17 protein-coding genes are annotated in these 18,158 nt (G+C 55.3%); 4 read left to right on the forward strand and 13 right to left on the reverse strand.

The window, feature by feature from the left end; all coding sequences use genetic code 11:
* Positions 1-6: 6 nt before the first annotated feature.
* Entirely contained in the window at positions 7-966 is a 960-nt protein-coding gene (gene rluC / locus NAZ64_RS03710) for a 23S rRNA pseudouridine(955/2504/2580) synthase RluC (protein WP_000846318.1), read from the reverse strand.
* Positions 967-1,539: 573 nt separating this feature from the next.
* Between rluC and rne the strand changes: the two genes are divergently transcribed.
* Positions 1,540-4,743: a ribonuclease E gene (rne, locus tag NAZ64_RS03715; protein WP_220569268.1), complete on the forward strand. Its 3,204-nt coding sequence runs from the start codon at positions 1,540-1,542 to the stop codon at positions 4,741-4,743.
* A gap of 252 nt (positions 4,744-4,995) precedes the next feature.
* On the opposite strand, the gene flgL is transcribed toward rne, so the two are convergent.
* The 11 genes from flgL to flgB all read right to left on the reverse strand — a co-directional run bounded on the left by flgL (position 4,996) and on the right by flgB (position 14,846).
* Positions 4,996-5,949 (reverse strand): flagellar hook-associated protein FlgL, encoded by a 954-nt coding sequence (gene flgL / locus NAZ64_RS03720; protein ID WP_001223032.1) that lies wholly within the window; start codon positions 5,947-5,949, stop codon positions 4,996-4,998.
* 14 nt (positions 5,950-5,963) lie between these two features.
* Complete coding sequence (flgK, locus tag NAZ64_RS03725) at positions 5,964-7,625, reverse strand: flagellar hook-associated protein FlgK (RefSeq protein WP_000096425.1); 1,662 nt, start codon at positions 7,623-7,625, stop codon at positions 5,964-5,966.
* 64 nt (positions 7,626-7,689) lie between these two features.
* Positions 7,690-8,640 (reverse strand): flagellar assembly peptidoglycan hydrolase FlgJ, encoded by a 951-nt coding sequence (flgJ, locus tag NAZ64_RS03730; RefSeq protein ID WP_023213201.1) that lies wholly within the window; start codon positions 8,638-8,640, stop codon positions 7,690-7,692.
* Entirely contained in the window at positions 8,640-9,737 is a 1,098-nt protein-coding gene (locus NAZ64_RS03735; RefSeq protein WP_001518955.1) for a flagellar basal body P-ring protein FlgI, read from the reverse strand. The genes flgJ and NAZ64_RS03735 overlap by 1 nt, the downstream gene beginning before the upstream one ends.
* 11 nt (positions 9,738-9,748) lie before the next feature.
* Entirely contained in the window at positions 9,749-10,447 is a 699-nt protein-coding gene (gene flgH, locus NAZ64_RS03740; protein ID WP_001174897.1) for a flagellar basal body L-ring protein FlgH, read from the reverse strand.
* A gap of 54 nt (positions 10,448-10,501) precedes the next feature.
* Positions 10,502-11,284: a flagellar basal-body rod protein FlgG gene (flgG, locus tag NAZ64_RS03745; protein ID WP_000625851.1), complete on the reverse strand. Its 783-nt coding sequence runs from the start codon at positions 11,282-11,284 to the stop codon at positions 10,502-10,504.
* 13 nt (positions 11,285-11,297) lie between these two features.
* Positions 11,298-12,053, reverse strand: a complete 756-nt coding sequence (locus tag NAZ64_RS03750; protein WP_000349278.1) for a flagellar basal body rod protein FlgF — start codon at positions 12,051-12,053, stop codon at positions 11,298-11,300.
* Between the two features lie 20 nt (positions 12,054-12,073).
* Entirely contained in the window at positions 12,074-13,285 is a 1,212-nt protein-coding gene (gene flgE, locus NAZ64_RS03755) for a flagellar hook protein FlgE (RefSeq protein WP_000010562.1), read from the reverse strand.
* Between the two features lie 26 nt (positions 13,286-13,311).
* Positions 13,312-14,010, reverse strand: a complete 699-nt coding sequence (gene flgD / locus NAZ64_RS03760; protein WP_000020450.1) for a flagellar hook assembly protein FlgD — start codon at positions 14,008-14,010, stop codon at positions 13,312-13,314.
* 11 nt (positions 14,011-14,021) lie between these two features.
* The gene (flgC, locus tag NAZ64_RS03765) at positions 14,022-14,426 is read right to left on the reverse strand and encodes a flagellar basal body rod protein FlgC (protein ID WP_001196448.1); all 405 of its coding nucleotides are present in this window, start codon (positions 14,424-14,426) and stop codon (positions 14,022-14,024) included.
* A 3-nt stretch (positions 14,427-14,429) separates the two neighbouring features.
* The gene (gene flgB / locus NAZ64_RS03770; RefSeq protein WP_000887043.1) at positions 14,430-14,846 is read right to left on the reverse strand and encodes a flagellar basal body rod protein FlgB; all 417 of its coding nucleotides are present in this window, start codon (positions 14,844-14,846) and stop codon (positions 14,430-14,432) included.
* 156 nt (positions 14,847-15,002) lie between these two features.
* Between flgB and flgA the strand changes: the two genes are divergently transcribed.
* From flgA to flgN, 3 genes are all read left to right on the forward strand, one after another.
* Complete coding sequence (flgA, locus tag NAZ64_RS03775; protein WP_001194086.1) at positions 15,003-15,662, forward strand: flagellar basal body P-ring formation chaperone FlgA; 660 nt, start codon at positions 15,003-15,005, stop codon at positions 15,660-15,662.
* 91 nt (positions 15,663-15,753) lie between these two features.
* Positions 15,754-16,047, forward strand: coding sequence for a flagellar biosynthesis anti-sigma factor FlgM (gene flgM / locus NAZ64_RS03780; protein WP_000020893.1), 294 nt, complete (start codon positions 15,754-15,756; stop codon positions 16,045-16,047).
* 4 nt (positions 16,048-16,051) lie between these two features.
* Positions 16,052-16,474: a flagella biosynthesis chaperone FlgN gene (flgN, locus tag NAZ64_RS03785; protein ID WP_000197547.1), complete on the forward strand. Its 423-nt coding sequence runs from the start codon at positions 16,052-16,054 to the stop codon at positions 16,472-16,474.
* Between the two features lie 81 nt (positions 16,475-16,555).
* Here the strand turns inward: flgN and murJ are convergent, their stop codons facing one another.
* Entirely contained in the window at positions 16,556-18,091 is a 1,536-nt protein-coding gene (gene murJ / locus NAZ64_RS03790; RefSeq protein WP_001537775.1) for a murein biosynthesis integral membrane protein MurJ, read from the reverse strand.
* Between the last annotated feature and the right edge of the window lie 67 nt (positions 18,092-18,158).

Genomic DNA, 18,158 nt, shown 5'->3' on the forward strand with positions numbered 1-18,158 from the left:
CGTGCATCAGGCTTTACTACGTAATACCTCAAGGCAGCGCTTCAATTGCTTATCCATTGGCGCTTCAATGCGCATGACTTCGCCCGTTCCCGGATGCGTGAACTTCAGCGCCGCGGCGTGCAGAAAGAGACGTTTAAGACCAGTTCCCGCTTCGGTAAGCTGTTGATCAAACTCACGGTCGCCGTAGCGATCGTCGAACGCAATAGGGTGACCGGCATATTGGGTATGTACGCGAATCTGATGCGTACGGCCCGTGACCGGGCTACAGCGCACCAGCGTGGCGAAGGCATAGCGCTCTTCCACCTTGAAGCGCGTTTCTGACGGTTTGCCTTCCTGGCTCACGCGAACAATGCGTTCGCCGCTTTGCAGAATGTTCTTTAATAATGGCGCCTGTACGGTTTTAACGTGCGATTGCCACTGGCCGCGCACCAGCGCCAGATAATCTTTCTGCATTCCCTTTTCGCGCAGTTGCTCATGCAGCGAACGCAGCGCGGAGCGTTTTTTCGCCACCAACAGCACGCCGGAGGTATCGCGGTCAAGACGATGCACCAGCTCCAGGAATCGCGCTTCCGGACGCAACGCCCGCAGCCCTTCGATGACGCCAAAACTTAACCCGCTCCCGCCGTGTACGGCGGTGCCGGAAGGCTTATTCAGCACCAGAATATGGTCGTCTTCATACAAAATGACGTCCGCCAACGCCGCCACTTTTTGCAAATGCGGCGACACGGCCTCTTCTTCGCGTTCAGCAACGCGAACCGGCGGAATGCGGACTTCATCGCCCGCTTCCAGTTTGTATTCCGGTTTAATGCGTTTTTTGTTCACCCGCACCTCGCCTTTACGCAAGATGCGATAAATCATACTTTTTGGTACCCCTTTCAGTTGGGTGCGCAAAAAGTTATCAATGCGTTGCCCCGCTTCGTCAGCGGCGATAGCAACAATTTTTACGGATGGCGTTTCTGTTTTCATGGGGGGCGATTCTAAATAGCCTGTGAGATTCGCGCCACACATTTTTCTATGCTTATAGAGACGTCTACGCCAGTGGTTGAACATTTTTCACTGCGGTTTTGCTGGTTATTAAAGCGATTGGCTCGCGCTGGTGAAAAAACTGTGAGTAAGCGGGTGATAAATGGTAAAAGTCATCTTGCTATAACAAGGTTAGCAGTGGAATAATGATGCGGTTTCCGCACCGAAACTTGTTAAAACAAAAAGTTTAGCGGAATAACCCATTTTGTCTGACCGATCATCAACGCAGCAATGGCGTAAGACGTATTGATTTTTCAGACAGTTAGCGGGCTGCGGGTTGCAGTCCTTACCGGTAGATAGGATCTTCTCTGGAGAGTAATGCCCAGGCTGCTTCCCTGATAATTGCGCTGTGTTTCCGTATGAAATACAGGCAACCGACACTCTGCGCCTCTTTGAGCTGACGATAACCGTGAGGTTGGCGACGCGAAATAGTCACGAGGCCATCGGTTCATGCCCGGTAAGGCGTCACCATGCCCGCAGCTTAGTCGTCAACGTAAGAATAATGAGTAAGTTACGATGAAAAGAATGTTAATCAACGCGACTCAGCAGGAAGAGTTGCGCGTCGCCCTTGTAGATGGGCAGCGTCTGTACGATCTGGATATAGAAAGCCCCGGACACGAGCAGAAAAAAGCGAACATCTATAAAGGCAAAATTACCCGTATTGAACCGAGCCTGGAAGCGGCTTTTGTTGATTACGGTGCAGAACGCCACGGTTTCCTCCCGTTAAAAGAAATTGCCCGCGAATATTTCCCCGCTAACTACAGCGCTCATGGTCGCCCTAACATTAAAGACGTGTTACGCGAAGGCCAGGAAGTCATTGTTCAAATCGATAAAGAAGAGCGCGGCAACAAAGGCGCGGCGTTAACCACCTTTATCAGTCTGGCGGGCAGCTACCTGGTGCTGATGCCGAATAACCCGCGCGCGGGTGGTATTTCCCGTCGCATTGAAGGCGACGATCGTACCGAGTTAAAAGAAGCGCTGGCCAGCCTGGAACTTCCTGAAGGGATGGGGCTTATCGTGCGTACCGCGGGCGTGGGTAAATCCGCCGAAGCGTTGCAGTGGGATTTAAGCTTCCGCCTGAAACACTGGGAAGCCATTCAGAAAGCCGCTGAAAGCCGTCCCGCGCCGTTCCTGATCCATCAGGAAAGCAACGTCATCGTACGCGCGTTTCGCGACTATCTGCGTCAGGATATCGGTGAAATCCTGATCGACAATCCAAAAGTGATGGAAATGGCGCGTCAGCATATCGCCGCGTTGGGCCGCCCGGATTTTAGCAGCAAAATTAAGCTGTACACCGGTGAAATCCCGTTGTTCAGCCATTACCAGATCGAATCGCAGATCGAGTCAGCGTTCCAGCGTGAAGTGCGCCTGCCCTCCGGCGGCTCCATTGTCATTGACAGTACCGAAGCGTTAACCGCCATCGATATCAACTCCGCCCGCGCGACTCGCGGCGGCGATATCGAAGAAACCGCGTTCAACACTAATCTCGAAGCGGCCGACGAGATTGCCCGCCAGCTGCGTCTGCGCGACCTGGGCGGCCTGATCGTTATCGACTTTATCGATATGACGCCGGTACGTCACCAGCGCGCGGTAGAAAACCGCCTGCGTGAAGCGGTGCGTCAGGACCGGGCGCGTATTCAGATTAGCCATATTTCCCGCTTCGGCCTGCTCGAAATGTCGCGTCAGCGCCTGAGCCCGTCGCTGGGCGAATCCAGTCATCACGTGTGTCCGCGCTGTAGCGGTACCGGCACCGTGCGCGATAACGAATCTCTGTCGCTGTCCATTCTGCGCCTGATTGAAGAAGAAGCGCTGAAAGAGAATACGCAGGAAGTCCATGCCATTGTTCCGGTGCCGATCGCCTCTTATCTGCTTAACGAAAAACGGACGGCAGTTAACGCTATTGAGACGCGTCAGGATGGCGTCCGCTGTGTCATCGTCCCGAACGATCAGATGGAAACGCCGCACTATTCCGTGCTGCGCGTACGCAAAGGGGAAGAAACGCCGACCCTGAGCTACATGCTGCCGAAGCTGCACGAAGAAGCGATGGCGCTGCCTTCTGAAGAAGAGTACGCCGAGCGTAAACGCCCGGAACAGCCTGCGCTGGCGACATTCGCTATGCCAGATGTGCCTCCGGCGCCGACGCCTGTCGAACCGGCGGTTAGCGTCGCCACGGCGAAAAAGGATAATGTTGCCGCCGCGCAGCCTGCCCAGCCGGGTCTGTTTAGCCGCTTCCTAAACGCGCTGAAACAACTGTTCAGCGGTGAAGAAACGAAAGCCGTCGAAACAGCCGCGCCGAAAGCGGAAGAAAAAGCGGAGCGTCAGCAGGATCGTCGCAAGCCACGGCAGAACAACCGTCGCGATCGTAACGAACGCCGCGACACCCGTGATAACCGTGCCGGACGTGACGGCGGCGAGAGCCGCGACGATAATCGTCGTAACCGTCGCCAGGCGCAGCAGCAAAATGCGGAAGCGCGCGATACCCGCCAGCAGGAAACGGCGGAAAAAGTGAAAACCGGCGATGAGCAGCAACAGACGCCGCGTCGCGAACGCAGCCGCCGCCGCAATGATGACAAACGCCAGGCGCAGCAGGAAGTAAAAGCGCTTAACCGCGAAGAACTGCCTGTCCAGGAGACCGAGCAGGAAGAACGCGTTCAGCAGGTTCAGCCGCGCCGCAAGCAGCGTCAGCTTAATCAGAAAGTCCGCTTTACCAACAGCGCAGTGGTTGAAACGGTTGATACGCCAGTCGTCGTCGACGAACCACGCCCGGTTGAAAACGTTGAACAGCCCGTTCCAGCGCCGCGTACCGAATTGGCGAAAGTTGATTTACCTGTCATTGCCGATATCGCGCCGGAGCAGGATGATAGCGTAGAACCTCGCGATAATACCGGTATGCCGCGTCGCTCCCGCCGTTCTCCGCGCCACCTGCGCGTTAGCGGTCAGCGTCGTCGTCGCTATCGTGACGAGCGCTACCCGACACAATCGCCGATGCCGTTAACCGTAGCCTGCGCGTCGCCAGAAATGGCGTCCGGTAAAGTCTGGATCCGCTACCCGATTGTCCGTCCTCAGGAAACGCAGGTTGTTGAAGAGCAGCGTGAAGCAGATCTGGCGCTGCCACAACCGGTTGTCGCTGAACCGCAGGTTATCGCTGCGACCGTAGCGTTAGAACCACAAGCGTCGGTACAGGCAGTAGAAAACGTTGCCGTTGAGCCGCAGACCGTCGCCGAACCACAGGCGCCGGAAGTCGTCGAGGTCGAGACAACGCATCCGGAAGTGATTGCCGCACCGGTTGATGAACAGCCGCAACTGATTGCCGAAAGTGATACGCCGGTGGCGCAAGAGGTTATTGCTGACGCCGAACCGGTAGCAGAAACCGCCGACGCGTCCATTACGGTGGCTGAAAACGTAGCTGATGTTGTCGTTGTCGAGCCAGAAGAAGAGACAAAAGCGGAAGCGGCTGTTGTGGAGCACACGGCAGAAGAAACCGTTATCGCACCGGCCCAGGTGGTGGAAAAGCCGCAGGACGTTGTCTGTGTTGACGATCACAACCACGCCAGCGCGCCGATGACGCGTGCGCCAGCGCCGGAATATGTGCCGGAAACCCCGCACCATAGCGACTGGCAGCGCCCTTCCTTCCACTTTGAAGGTAAAGGCGCAGCAGGCGGACACAGCGCCACACGTGTCGCCAGCGCCCCGGCGACACGCCCACAGCCGGTAGAATGATGTAAATGCTGATACAAAGCCGACCGCCAGGTCGGCTTTTTTATGCCCCTTACAGGGCGATGCTTCACCCCATGGCGTCTTTTAGTCACTCCAGGCGTTTATGAGATCGGGCAGGATAATACGTACGGATGGCGTCGCTACGGGCGCGACAATATGACCACTCAATGACGACTAAAAAAATGCCCGCGCCGGGGTGGATGGCGCGGGCAGACAAAACATATCCAGTTTCGTGATATGTTTCAAAAAGAGGCGTTACCGGTTCAACTGGAAAAGCGACATTCCCTGCATGTCGGTAAACGTTTTATAGGACGCCTGTAATGCCGCCTGTTGCATGACGTAGGAGGAAATGACCGAGTTCCAGTCCACATCTACCAGGTTGCTCATCTGTAGCTTCTGTCCCAGCGCACGGTCGCTTCCCAGTGAATCCAGAGTACTGAGTTCGCTCAGTTGCGTTCCCAGTTCCGCACGAACGGTCAGGACGTTATTAAGCGAATTTTTTAAGCCGCGATTGGTTTTATCAATGGCGGCAGCGGCCTTTTCTTTTTCCACGTCATTGCCTTCCACCGGGGTCTTGAGTGCGGCAATTGCCGTATCGAGCATGACAAACAGATTCTTTTCGGAGTCCGAGCCATCCGGTTCCGGCACCGCATTGCTGGTGATGCTATTAAAAATTTGCGCTCCCGTATGGCCAATTACCATCGTGCGTGCGGAATCCACCTGCTGGGTAACACTTTTCTCGCCGCCATGATAACCACCTGTCGCCTGGTCGAATGGCGCCGCTTCCGTTTTATACCCGGCAAAGATATAGCGACCATTGCCGTCAGTGCTGTTTGCCAGGTTCATCAGCTGATCGCGGATCCCCTGTAAATCCGTCGCCAGCGACGCACGGTCATCGTCGCTTAACGTGCCGTTTCCGGCATAGACGATTTTTTCCTGCGCGGTTTGAATCGCCGTCGTCACCTGACTGAGTACGCTTTCTTCCAGCGACACTTTTTGGGTGGCAAACGTACGCGCCAGGGCGTACTGGCTATTCTGCGCCTGCGCCTGAGAGAGTACTACCGCCTGCGACGCGGCGATCGGATCGTCAGATGGGTTGGTAACGCGCTTACCGGTAGACATCTGCTCGCCCAGCTTCATCCATTCGGCCTGAGAATTAGTGATGCCGCTCATATTTTGTTCGTACATCATCTGGGTACTGATACGCATGTCATCCTTCTCCTTTAGCGAATATTCAGTAACGCATCAAACAGCGCATTCGCGGTCTGCAATACTTGCGCATTCGCCAGATAATACTGCTGATAACGCTGCAAATTGCCGTACTCTTCGTCGAGGTTAACGCCGGAAACCGACTGTTGCTGTTTATAAAGCTGTTTAACCACATTCGCCTGCGTGGTGCTGCTGGTTTTCAGCGTTGACGTTTTGTTACCCACATCGCTGACCAACGTGGCGTAAGCATCGTTAAAGGTTTTGTTGCCGCCCACTACATTGCTGTTTTGTAAGTCCAGCAATGCCTGACCATTGCGGTTATCGCTGTCGCCGGTATCCACATCAGGATCGAGTTTTGACTCAGACGCCATCGCAATCTCGGCTTCATTCGTCACTTTAACGTTCATGTCGACGATAGCATTGCTGACCGGCTTGAGAAGAAAACTGTCGTTTTTCTGTGCGCCGGTCCCTACCGTCACTTTCAGCCCGTCAATCTCCAGTTTTCCGTCAGCATCTTTTGTCGCCGTGAAGGTGGTGTTATCCGCAGTGCGAGTAACCTGCCAGTCTGTACCGTCAAAAACAATCTTATAATCCGTCGCCTGAACCTTCGTGCTGTCGACCACCTTAGCGGTTAGCGATACCGTTTTATCGGCATTATTACTGTTGCTATATACCACCGGCGAGCCAATGCTAAAGAAGTCTTTCCCTTTATTGCCGTCGGCGTCATAACCTTTGGTATGCTGCGCGTTAAACGCATCGGCAAACGCCAACGCCAACTGGCCCAGCGTATTACGAGTCTGATCCAGATCCTGAGAACGGAACGTCAGTAGCCCGCCGAGCGAACCGGTGTTCAGCAACTTTTCCGGAATTTCGATGTTACCGGCAGCCTCATCGACATAAGCGACAGTCGTTCGCGTCGGGTCGGCGCTGGAGGGAACCGCCGCCAACTGACGCGCCGTCGACCCCTGCACCAGCGTATAGCCATTGGCCATCGTCAGGTTATAGGTGCCGCCGTCCTGTACACTCACCTCGACGCCAACGATCTTGTTAAGCTCGCTGACCAACTGATCACGCTGATCGAGCAGGTCGTTCGGCGATGCGCCCGCGCCTACGCCCGTCATACGGGAGATTTGATCGTTCAGGTTAGCTATCTGCTTCGCGTAATTGTTGATTTGCGCCACGCTGGAGCCAATCGCGATATTGACCTGTTTATCCTGATCGCGCAGATACTGATCGGTGGTTTTGAACTGGTTTACCAGCCCTTCCGCTTTACCAATCAGCGCCTGACGCGCCGCAGGATCTTCCGCATTACTGACTAACGTTTGCAGGCTGGTAAAAAAACTCTGCAACGAACCAGACAGTGAGCTGGATTTATCGGCCAGCAGGTTGTCGATTTTCGACATTTGTTCATAGCGCGTGGTCAAGCCGCTGCTCTGGTTTTGCGCGCCGCGTAGCTGATTAGTGATAAACGCATCATATTCGCGCTGTACGCCTGAAACGTAAACGCCATTACCTATCCAGCCGCCAGCCCCTAACGTACTGTTTGCCTGCGCCAGAATAGTTGTCTGCCGGGTATAACCCGCAACGTTATAATTGTTGATGTTATTACTGACGGTATTTAACGCGGCCTGCGCAGCGTTAAGTCCGCTCATGGCGTGATTAATCAAGCTGGACATGATGGTTCCTTTTAATCCTTCAATACTCGTTGTTATCGGCAGCGACTACGTGGACTTGAGCAATTTAAAAGAGATTGTCGAGATTCGCGCTGTAGGTTTTGCTGACCTTTTCACTCATCGCTTTCAACTGCTGAATCATGCTGGTCAATTTACGCGCGTAATTCGGGTCAGTGGCGTATCCGGCGTTTTGCAGGGCCACTGCGCCCTGCTCTGCCGTGGCGGCAGTGGTCACGGCAGCGTAGCGTGGGTTACGCGTTAACAGCGCGACATAATCCGATAACGCCTCCAGATACGAGCTATAGACGCGGAATTTCGCTTTCACTTTTTTCGCTTCGCCATTTTCGTATTCAGTGGTGGTGATTTCCGTCACCGGCCCTTTCCAACTGGCGGTCGCTTTCACGCCAAATACGTTATAGCTGGGTTCGCCATTCTCCCGCAGGATTTGCCGTTGCCCCCAGCCCGACTCCAGCGCCGCCTGCGCCAGAATCAGATGATGCGGCACCCCGCTTTGTTCGCTGGCCAGCCTCGCCGGGAGCGAAAGCTGGGCCAGAAAGTCTTTACTGTCGCCGGAGAGCGGCGCATCGCTGCTGTCCGGCGTTTTCGGTATGGCTTTGCGCACCAGTTGGGTCAGCGCCTGATTTTGATAGCTGTTTACCGTCTCCAGGGAGAATTTAAGCGGTACTTGCGGCGCATCATCTGCAGGCATCGTCTGCCCGCCCGTCATCTGTTTAACCATCATATCCGCCAGCCCCAATCCCTTACCGGCGGTCATCTGCTGGGCGATCTGCTGGTCATACATGCTGGTATACAGACGCGTCTGATCGCTGCTGAATAAACCATCTTTGGGTAAAGCCTCGCGCATACTTTTCAGCATCATCTGCACAAACATCCCTTCCACCTGACGGGCCACAGGACGGATATTCGCCGCCGGGTCCTGGCCCGCTTTCGCTTTCAGTTCGTTCAGAGATTGCGCATCCCAGGCCGCGCTGGCCAGCAATTTACCGTCTCCGATCATCAGATGATTTCCAGTTTGGCGCGTAGACAGCCCGCGCTCTGCATGGACTGCAAAATCGACATCAGATCCATCGGCGTCGCGCCAAGCGCATTCAGCGCGCGCACTACGCTGTTCAGATTGGCGCTGGAACGCACGCTCTGTAGCGATCCGCCGCTCTGACGCAAATCTATTTGAGTCTGTGGCGTCACCACGGTCTGCCCGCCGCCAAATGGCGTATTCGGCTGGTTGACGTTGAGCTGGCGATTGACAGTCACTGACAAATTGCCCTGCGCCACAGCGCAGCTATCCAGCGTGACTTCCCGATTCATGACCACCGAACCGGTACGCGAGTTGATCACGACTTTTGCATCCTGCGGCGTCACGTTGACTTCCATATTTTGAATGTCCGCCAGAAAACGCACCTGCGAGCTGTTGCCGCTGGGCACGCGTACCTGTACCGTTCGCGCATCAAGCGCAGTGGCGCTGCCGTAACCGCGGGCGCGGTTGATGGCGTCGGTAATTTGCTGCGCCATCGTAAAATCTTCGTCGTTCAATTGCAGATTAATGGTGTTGCCAGCGCCGAACTGAGTCGGCAACTCGCGTTCGATAATCGCGCCATTAGTGATGCGCCCGCCATTAAGCTGGTTAACCTGCACGCTACTGCCGCCTGCGGAAGCGCCCGCGCCGCCGACCAGAATATTGCCCTGCGCCAGAGCATACACCTGGCTGTCCACCCCTTTTAACGGCGTCATTAATAACGTCCCGCCACGCAGACTTTTAGCGTTCCCCATTGAGGAAACGACGACATCGATCGTTTGTCCCTGTCGCGCAAAAGGCGGATACGACGCCGTCACCATCACCGCCGCCACGTTTTTCAACTGCATGTTGGTGCCAGTGGGGACCGTAATCCCCAGTTGTGACAGCATGTTATTCAGCGTCTGGGTGGTAAATGGCGTCTGGGTCGTCTGGTCGCCCGTACCGTCCAGCCCGACCACCAGCCCGTAGCCGATCAGCGAGTTTTCCCGTACTCCCTGGACACTGGTCAGATCCCGGATACGCTCGGCGTGCGCCAGAGTGGCAACCAGTGCCAGAACGATTCCTGCAAGAGCTTTAAACACATACACCTCGCTTACATCGGCGACAAATTAAGGAAGAAACGTTGCAGCCAGCCCATATTTTGCGCTTCGTTAATATAGCCGTTCCCGACATATTCAATCCGCGCATCCGCCACCTGTGTCGAGGGAACAGAGTTGCTGCCGCTGATGGTGCGTGGATTTACCACGCCGGAGAAGCGGATGAATTCCGTTCCCTGATTAATCGCGATCTGTTTTTCCCCCACGACGTGTAAATTGCCATTGGCCAGAACCTGATCGACGGTCACGGTCAGCGTGCCGCTAAAGGTATTGCTGGCATTCGCGCCGCCTTTACCATTAAAAGAGTTGCCGCCGGAGGCCTCCATATCCGCGCGGGAATTACCGAATAATCCCTGCAGATAACGCGGTACCGTATCAAAACCAAAGCTGGTTTTGCCGTCGCGGCTGGCATTTGCCGACGAGCTTTTACTGGCGCTGACGTTTTCCTGTAACACAATCGTGAGCGTATCGCCGATATTACGCGGTCGACGATCTTCAAAAAGCGGCTGATAGCCATAATTAATCGGCTGCGCAGACTGAAATATGGAGCCATTCGCCACCGGTACCGGGCCAGGTATCGGCTGCGCCGTGGTCGCCCCCTGCACGAGCGGTTTAGCGGGTATCCAGGCGCATCCTGTCAGCGTCGCGACCATCAGGGCCATAACTGGGTAAGCGTGAAGCGCGTATTTTTGCATTACCTTCATCTTCAAAATCAGGGAGCCGGTGGCGTATCCCCCACCGGCGGCCCCTTAGAGTTGCGTCAGTTTCTGCAGCATCTGATCGGTCGTCGATACTGCTTTACTGTTAATTTCATAGGCGCGTTGAACCTGAATCATGTTCACCAGCTCTTCCGCCACGTTAACGTTCGACGTTTCGACATACCCTTGATACAACAACCCCGCGCCGTTGAGCCCCGGCGTGCTTTCGTTCGGCGCGCCGGACGATTGCGTTTCGATATAGAGGTTCTCGCCGATGCTTTCCAGCCCGGTGTCGTTCATAAAGGTGGTCAGGTTAAGCTGCCCGACCTGAACCGGCGCGGCCTGCCCCTGCTGGGTCACGCTGACCACGCCGTCGCGGCCAATCGTGATGCTTAACGCGTTGGCCGGAATGGTGATTGCCGGCTGCACCTGAAAACCGCCCGCCGTCACCAGTTGACCATTCTGATCCACCTGGAAAGAGCCATCGCGGGTATAGGCAGACGTACCGTCCGGCAGCATGACCTGGAAAAAGCCCTGCCCTTTAATCGCCACATCTTTACTGTTGTTGGTCTGCGACAGGTTCCCCTGACTGTGCAGGCGCTCCGTGGCGACCGGACGCACGCCGGTACCGATTTGCAGCCCGGAAGGCAGCGTCGTCTGCTCGGACGACTGCGCGCCCGGCTGGCGGATGGTCTGATACAACAGATCTTCAAATACCGCGCGCTGACGCTTAAAACCATTGGTGCTGACGTTTGCCAGGTTATTGGCAATCACATCCATATTGGTTTGCTGCGCGTCCAGACCGGTTTTGGCGATCCATAATGAACTGATCATAAAATGTCCTGTATTAACTCATCGACAGCAGTTGGTTAGCTCGCCCTTCGTTCTCATCTACGCTGGTGATAACCTTCATCTGCATTTCAAAACGACGTGCGTTGGCGATCATGTCGGTCATCGCTTCAACCGGCTTGACGTTACTGCCCTCCAGCACGCCCGACATAATGCGAATTGACGGGTCGGCGGCCAGTACCGCCCCGCGTTCAGCCTGTGCCTCGGCGGTAAGGCGGAATAAACCGTCATCGCTCCGCTGCACCTCATTGCCTTCCGCTTTGACCAGCTTCAGTCGCCCAACGGGCGCCACCGTGTTTGGCGGGTCGCCGGGATTGAGCGCGGAGATCGTGCCGTCTGCCGCAATGGTGATTTCCGACCCTTCAGGAACGGTAATCGGGCCGCCTTCGCCGATAACCGGATGTCCCTGAATGGTTAACTGCCCGGTCGGACCCACCTGGATATTCCCGTTACGGGTATATCCTTCAGCGCCATCCGCCGCTTGCACCACCAGCCAGCCGTCCTGCTGCAACGCAACATCCAGCGGGCGGGAAGTGTAGTCCAACTGACCCGGGGTCATATCCGCCCCGGGCGTCGACGCCGTAACCAGCGTGCGCGTTGCTAAAGAGAGGCCATCAACGGGCACCGCGCGTAGCGCGTTAAGCTGTGCACGAAAGCCCGGCGTTGAGGCATTAGCCAGGTTACTGGCCGTTACCGCCTGCTGGTTAAGCGTCTGGCTGGCCGCCCCCATGGCGGTATAAATTGCGTGATCCATTAAGCTATCCCGTCAGGCGCTTAGCGCAGGTTAACCAGCGTATTGAGGATCTGGTCCTGGGTTTTGATGGTCTGCGCATTCGACTGGTAGTTACGCTGCGCGACGATCATATTCACCAGCTCTTTACTCAAATCCACGTTAGAGGCTTCCAGCGCGCCGTTCGTCAGCTTACCGAAGTTGCCGGAACCGGCAGTCCCCAGCAGCGCTACCCCGGAGGCCTGCGTCGCCGCCCAGACGTTATCGCCCTGGGATGCCAGACCTTCGTTGTTGGCGAAGTTAGCCAGCACTATCTGCCCCAGCACCTGCTCCTGCTCGTTGGAATAGTTGCCAACTACGGTGCCGTCGTTGTTAATCTGGTAGCTCACCAGGTCGCCCGGCTTATAGCCGTTCTGATTGGTGGCGACGATGTTGTTAGCCCCGGTGTTCTGCTGCATGGAGTTAAGGAAGCTGAGGGAGAAGGTGGCCGCTGTCGCGCCATTAATCGTACCGGTGGTGATGTTCACCGTACCGCCGGATTGCAGTGTCCCGTTTGCGTTAAATACCAGAGTGGTTGATGGTGCCGCCGGCGCTGTGGCTGCAGGATCGCTACTGTCATGGGTGTACACGGCCCATTCATTATCTTTGGTTTTCACAAAATAGACGTTCATGTCATGGGCATTACCCTGGCTGTCATAAACGGTGACGGTCCCTTTTTTGTTATACGAATCCGCATCACTCACGCTAAAGGGCGTTTTAGACGGTACAGGGTCCGTTGAGTTCAGGTTGATCTGCATTGACGCGGTGGTGGTCGATTTCGCCGCCATCAGCGTGTTCGGAATGGTGATCGGCGCAGGATTCGCCCCCTGCTGAATGGTCGGCGGCGTACCGGTGGCCGGATAGCCGGTCAACTGCATCCCCTGCATATTGACCAGGTTACGGTTCTCGTCCAGTTTGAACTGGCCGTTGCGGCTATAGAACACGGAACCGTTGCTGTCTACCAGGCGGAAAAAACCGTTCTGGCTAATCGCGACATCCAGCCCGCGCCCGGTGTTCGTTGTCGTACCGTCGGTAAAATCCTGGGTAATCCCCGCCACTTTTACGCCCAGCCCCACTTTGGAACCGGCGAACATATCGGCAAATGATGCCGTACCGGACTTAAAGCCATAGGTGGCGGAGTTGGCGATGTTATTACCGATAACATCAAGGTTGGTGGCCGCAGCGTTCAGGCCGCTAACCGCTTGAGAAAAAGACATGACTGACTCCTGATAAGTGTAAGGGCTTAGATTATTTGCCGAACTTCGTCGAGTGTGGTGGTGCCGTAGGTACCCAGATCCAACAGGTTGCCGTTACTGCCCTTCGTCACGCCCTGTACCAGAGCGAATTGCAGCGGCTGCGCCACCAGTTGCGTCCCGCCATTGCTGGCGGTAATCGCAATGTTGTAAGAACCATTCGGTACCGTTGTTCCGTCCGTTTGCTTACCATCCCAGGTAAAGGTGTGTACCCCGGCTCGCAACTCACCGATCTCCAGCGTCCGTACCACCCGGCCATCTTTATCGGTAATGGTTGCCGTCACTTTGTCCGCAGGCTGTTGCAATTCCACGCCAAACGGCGTCGTGGACGTCACGGCCCCTTCTTCCGCGCCTTTACCCGCCAGAATTGTGGTGCCAGGCACCATAACGCCATGTCCAATCAGCGTGGTCGCCTGTAGGGACTGACTATTATCGATTTGCCCGGAAATAGCCCCCAGCGTCGTATTCAGTTTTTCAATGCCGCTCACGGTACTGATTTGCGCCAACTGTGTCGTTAACTCATTATTTTGTAATGGGTTAGTCGGGTCCTGGTTCTTCAATTGCGCGACCAGTAAGGTCAGGAAACTGCTTTGCAGATCGGCAGCGTTGCTTCCGGTCATCGACCCGCTGCCGGTCGTCGTTTTGACGCCCGTGTTGGTCGGGTCATTCATATTTACGGCAATAGACATACGCGCCTCCTTTACTGGCCTAATGTCAGCGTTTTAAGCATCATGCTTTTTACGGTATTCAGGACTTCGATATTTGCCTGATAGCTGCGCGAGGCTGACATCGTGTTGACCATTTCGCCGACCACATCGACGTTGGGCATTTTGACGTAACCATTAGCGTCCGCCAGCGGATTGCCTGGCTCATAAACCAGCTTTTCCGGTGCCTGACTTTCAATCACGCTGGCGACCTTTACCCCGCCAGTGGCTTGACCCGGCGCGGCATCCACCTGAAAAACCACCTGTTTGGCACGATAAGGCTGTCCGTCCGGGCCGGTGACGCTATCCGCATTCGCCAGGTTACTGGCCGCAACGTTCAACCGCTTGGACTGTGCGGCAAGCGCCGATCCGGCAATATCAAAAATGTTTAACAGCGCCACGAATTAGTTTCCTCCCTGTAGCACATTCATCATGCCTTTGAGTTGGCTACCCAGAACGGTAAGCCCCATCTGATATTTGAGACTGTTATCCGCAAACTGCGTACGTTCCCTATCCATATCTACGGTGTTACCATCCAAAGAAGGCTGATCGGGTACGCGATAAAGCAGATCCACTGCGGGAGAAGAGACCGCCTGGGCGGGAATATGGTGAGAGGAAGTCAACGTTAACGCGACGCCGCCGGTTTCTTCCCGTCCACGCACCATCACCTTTTTTAACTCACTGGCAAAATCAATATCGCGCGCCTGATACCCCGGCGTATCGGCATTGGCGATATTCGCCGCTAATATTTCCTGACGTTGCGCGCGCAGATTTAGCGCTTCCTGCTGAAATCGTAAGGCGGCATCGAGCCTGTCGAGCATATCTCCTCCGCAAATGGCAAAATTCAGCCGACAGCTTAAATGCCTTCACGCGCGCGTTATCGCCGGAATAAACGCAAAATGCGTCGCTATTTATTGCGTTGATGCTTGCTTCACACGGGTAGAATCCTGTCATGACATCAACCAGGGGGAAGTACCATGCAAACGTTAAAACGAGGATTCGCCGTGGCGGCTTTGCTGTTCAGCCCCCTGACAATGGCGCAGGACATCAACGCCCAGCTGACCACGTGGTTTTCCCAGCGTCTGGCTGGCTTCAGCGACGAGGTGGTTGTCACGCTCCGTTCATCGCCCAATCTGCTACCGAGCTGCGAGCAGCCAGCCTTCAGCATGACGGGCAGCGCGAAGCTGTGGGGCAACGTCAATGTGGTGGCGCGCTGCGCCAATGAAAAACGTTATTTGCAGGTGAATGTGCAAGCGACCGGCAATTATGTCGCCGTTGCCGCGCCCGTCGCGCGCGGCGGAAAATTGACGCCGGCCAACGTCACGCTAAAACGTGGCAGGCTGGATCAGTTACCGCCGCGGACGGTACTGGATATCCGTCAAATTCAGGATGCCGTCAGTTTGCGCGATCTCGCTCCCGGGCAGCCGGTACAGCTTACGATGATACGTCAGGCCTGGCGCGTCAAAGCGGGTCAACGAGTACAGGTCATCGCCAATGGCGAGGGGTTTAGCGTCAATGCGGAAGGTCAGGCGATGAATAATGCCGCCGTCGCGCAAAATGCGCGCGTGCGCATGACATCGGGTCAAATCGTGAGTGGAACCGTCGATTCTGATGGGAATATTCTTATTAACCTATAATTGTGTAAAGATTTTGTCGCGGCTGCCGATGAGATATTCAACCATGATGGTAGCTGGCCGCTACAACGTAACCCTCGATGAGGATAAATAAATGAGCATTGACCGTACCTCACCTTTGAAACCCGTTAGCACTGTCCAGACGCGCGAAACCAGCGATACGCCGGTACAAAAAACGCGTCAGGAAAAAACGTCCGCCGCGACGAGCGCCAGCGTAACGTTAAGCGACGCGCAAGCGAAGCTCATGCAGCCAGGCGTCAGCGACATTAATATGGAACGCGTCGAAGCATTAAAAACAGCTATCCGTAACGGTGAGTTAAAAATGGATACGGGAAAAATAGCAGACTCGCTCATTCGCGAGGCGCAGAGCTACTTACAGAGTAAATAAGCGTATGACTCGTTTGTCAGAAATACTTGACCAGATGACCACCGTCCTGAATGACCTGAAGACGGTGATGGACGCCGAGCAACAACAGCTTTCCGTAGGCCAGATTAACGGCAGCCAGCTACAGCGTATTACAGAAGAAAAAAGCTCGTTGCTGGCGACGCTGGATTATCTGGAACAACAGCGCCGTCTGGAGCAGAACGCGCAGCGTAGCGCAAACGATGACATTGCAGAGCGCTGGCAGGCGATTACCGAAAAAACGCAGCATCTTCGCGACCTCAACCAGCACAACGGCTGGCTGCTGGAAGGGCAAATTGAGCGTAATCAACAGGCGCTGGAGGTGCTGAAACCTCACCAGGAGCCGACCTTGTACGGGGCTGACGGTCAGACTTCCGTCTCTCACCGCGGCGGTAAAAAAATTTCTATCTAATCAGTGCCGGATGGCGACGTTGCGCCTTTCCGGCCTGAATGCCTTGTAGGCCTGATAGCACAGCGCTATCAGGCACTGAATTTACGCCGTCCGGCGAACAAACTCTTTCACTTTAAAGCCCAGCACGGCAAGCGCGGCGAAATAGGCCGCGATACCCGCGATCACTACCGCCATCAAACGTAGCAAACGCCATAACATCGACCCTTGCGACCACTCCGGCATAATATGCAACACGCCGAACAATACGGCGGCCATCACCAGTACGGAAATGATCAGACGCATCAGGAACCACATCCAACCCGGTTGTGGCGTAAAGATATTCTGTTTGCGCAGTTGCCAGTACAGCAGCGACGCATTGAGACATGCCGCCAGACCAATAGAGAGCGACAGCCCGGCGTGTTTCAGCGGTCCAATAAACGCCAGGTTCATTAACTGAGTCATGATTAACGTCACGATGGCGATTTTCACCGGCGTTTTAATATCCTGGCGAGAATAGAAGCCCGGGGCCAGCACTTTTACGACGATCAAGCCAATCAGCCCCACCGAATAGGCGATTAACGCCCGCTGCGTCATCGCCGCATCAAAGGCGGTGAATTTACCGTACTGAAACAGCGAGACCGTCAGCGGCTTCGCCAGAATGCCTAACGCTACCGCGCTCGGCAACGCCAGTAAAAAGCACAAACGCAGCCCCCAGTCCATCAGGCGGCAGTACTCATCATGATTGCCGCTGGCAAAGCTTTTCGACAATGACGGCAACAGGATGGTCCCCAACGCCACGCCCAGCACGCCGGACGGGAACTCCATCAACCGATCGGCATAGTACATCCATGAGACCGAGCCGGAGGCCAGAAACGAGGCGAAAATGGTATTGATGATAAGGGAGATCTGACTGACGGATACGCCCAAAATCGCCGGCCCCATCTGTTTGACCACCCGCATCGCCCCGGTGTCGCGAAAGTTAATGCGCGGCAGCACCAGCATACCGATCTTTTTCAAATACGGAAGTTGATACACCAGTTGCAGCACGCCGCCGACGGTGACTGCCCAGGCTAACGCCAGCACCGGCGGATTAAAGTATGGCGCGGCGAATAATGCAAAACCGATCATGCTGATATTAAGAAATGTCGGCGCAAAAGCGGGAATAGAGAAGCGATTCCAGGTGTTGAGAATGGCGCCAACCAGTGAAGCCAGCGAGATCAGCAGAATATAGGGAAACGTAATCCGCAGCAGTTGCGTCGTCAGCGCGAATTTATCCGCAGTATCGGCAAAACCCGGCGCGGTTACCATAATCACCCACGGGGCGGCCAGCATACCGGCCACCGTCACGACGGCCAATGCCAGCGTCAACAGGCCGGAAACGTAAGCGACAAAGATCCGCGTCGCTTCTTCACCCTGCTTGCTCTTATATTCCGCCAGGATAGGCACAAAGGCCTGAGAAAAAGCGCCTTCGGCAAAGATCCGGCGTAGTAAATTAGGGAGTTTAAACGCCACAAAAAAGGCGTCGGTCGCCATCCCTGCGCCAAAAATTCTGGCGACAATCGCATCACGGGCAAAGCCCAACACGCGTGAAAACATAGTCATCGAGCTGACGGCAGCCAGCGATTTCAATAAATTCATTTCTTTTGTATTCCAGACCCTGGCGTAAAACTCCTGCATGGCTGATCCATCGACCGGATAACGCAAC

The organism is Salmonella sp. A1325, assembly GCF_056991255.1.

Excerpts from the sequence above, each read along its gene's own strand:
- rluC (WP_000846318.1), bottom strand. The coding sequence starts at position 966 with ATGAAAACAGAAACGCCATCCGTAAAAATTGTTGCTATCGCCGCTGAC.
- rne (WP_220569268.1), top strand. The coding sequence starts at position 1,540 with ATGAAAAGAATGTTAATCAACGCGACTCAGCAGGAAGAGTTGCGCGTC.
- flgL (WP_001223032.1), bottom strand. The coding sequence starts at position 5,949 with ATGCGTATCAGTACCCAGATGATGTACGAACAAAATATGAGCGGCATC.
- flgK (WP_000096425.1), bottom strand. The coding sequence starts at position 7,625 with ATGTCCAGCTTGATTAATCACGCCATGAGCGGACTTAACGCTGCGCAG.
- flgJ (WP_023213201.1), bottom strand. The coding sequence starts at position 8,640 with ATGATCGGAGACGGTAAATTGCTGGCCAGCGCGGCCTGGGATGCGCAA.
- flgH (WP_001174897.1), bottom strand. The coding sequence starts at position 10,447 with ATGCAAAAATACGCGCTTCACGCTTACCCAGTTATGGCCCTGATGGTC.
- flgG (WP_000625851.1), bottom strand. The coding sequence starts at position 11,284 with ATGATCAGTTCATTATGGATCGCCAAAACCGGTCTGGACGCGCAGCAA.
- NAZ64_RS03750 (WP_000349278.1), bottom strand. The coding sequence starts at position 12,053 with ATGGATCACGCAATTTATACCGCCATGGGGGCGGCCAGCCAGACGCTT.
- flgE (WP_000010562.1), bottom strand. The coding sequence starts at position 13,285 with ATGTCTTTTTCTCAAGCGGTTAGCGGCCTGAACGCTGCGGCCACCAAC.
- flgD (WP_000020450.1), bottom strand. The coding sequence starts at position 14,010 with ATGTCTATTGCCGTAAATATGAATGACCCGACCAACACGGGCGTCAAA.
- flgB (WP_000887043.1), bottom strand. The coding sequence starts at position 14,846 with ATGCTCGACAGGCTCGATGCCGCCTTACGATTTCAGCAGGAAGCGCTA.
- flgA (WP_001194086.1), top strand. The coding sequence starts at position 15,003 with ATGCAAACGTTAAAACGAGGATTCGCCGTGGCGGCTTTGCTGTTCAGC.
- flgM (WP_000020893.1), top strand. The coding sequence starts at position 15,754 with ATGAGCATTGACCGTACCTCACCTTTGAAACCCGTTAGCACTGTCCAG.
- flgN (WP_000197547.1), top strand. The coding sequence starts at position 16,052 with ATGACTCGTTTGTCAGAAATACTTGACCAGATGACCACCGTCCTGAAT.
- murJ (WP_001537775.1), bottom strand. The coding sequence starts at position 18,091 with ATGAATTTATTGAAATCGCTGGCTGCCGTCAGCTCGATGACTATGTTT.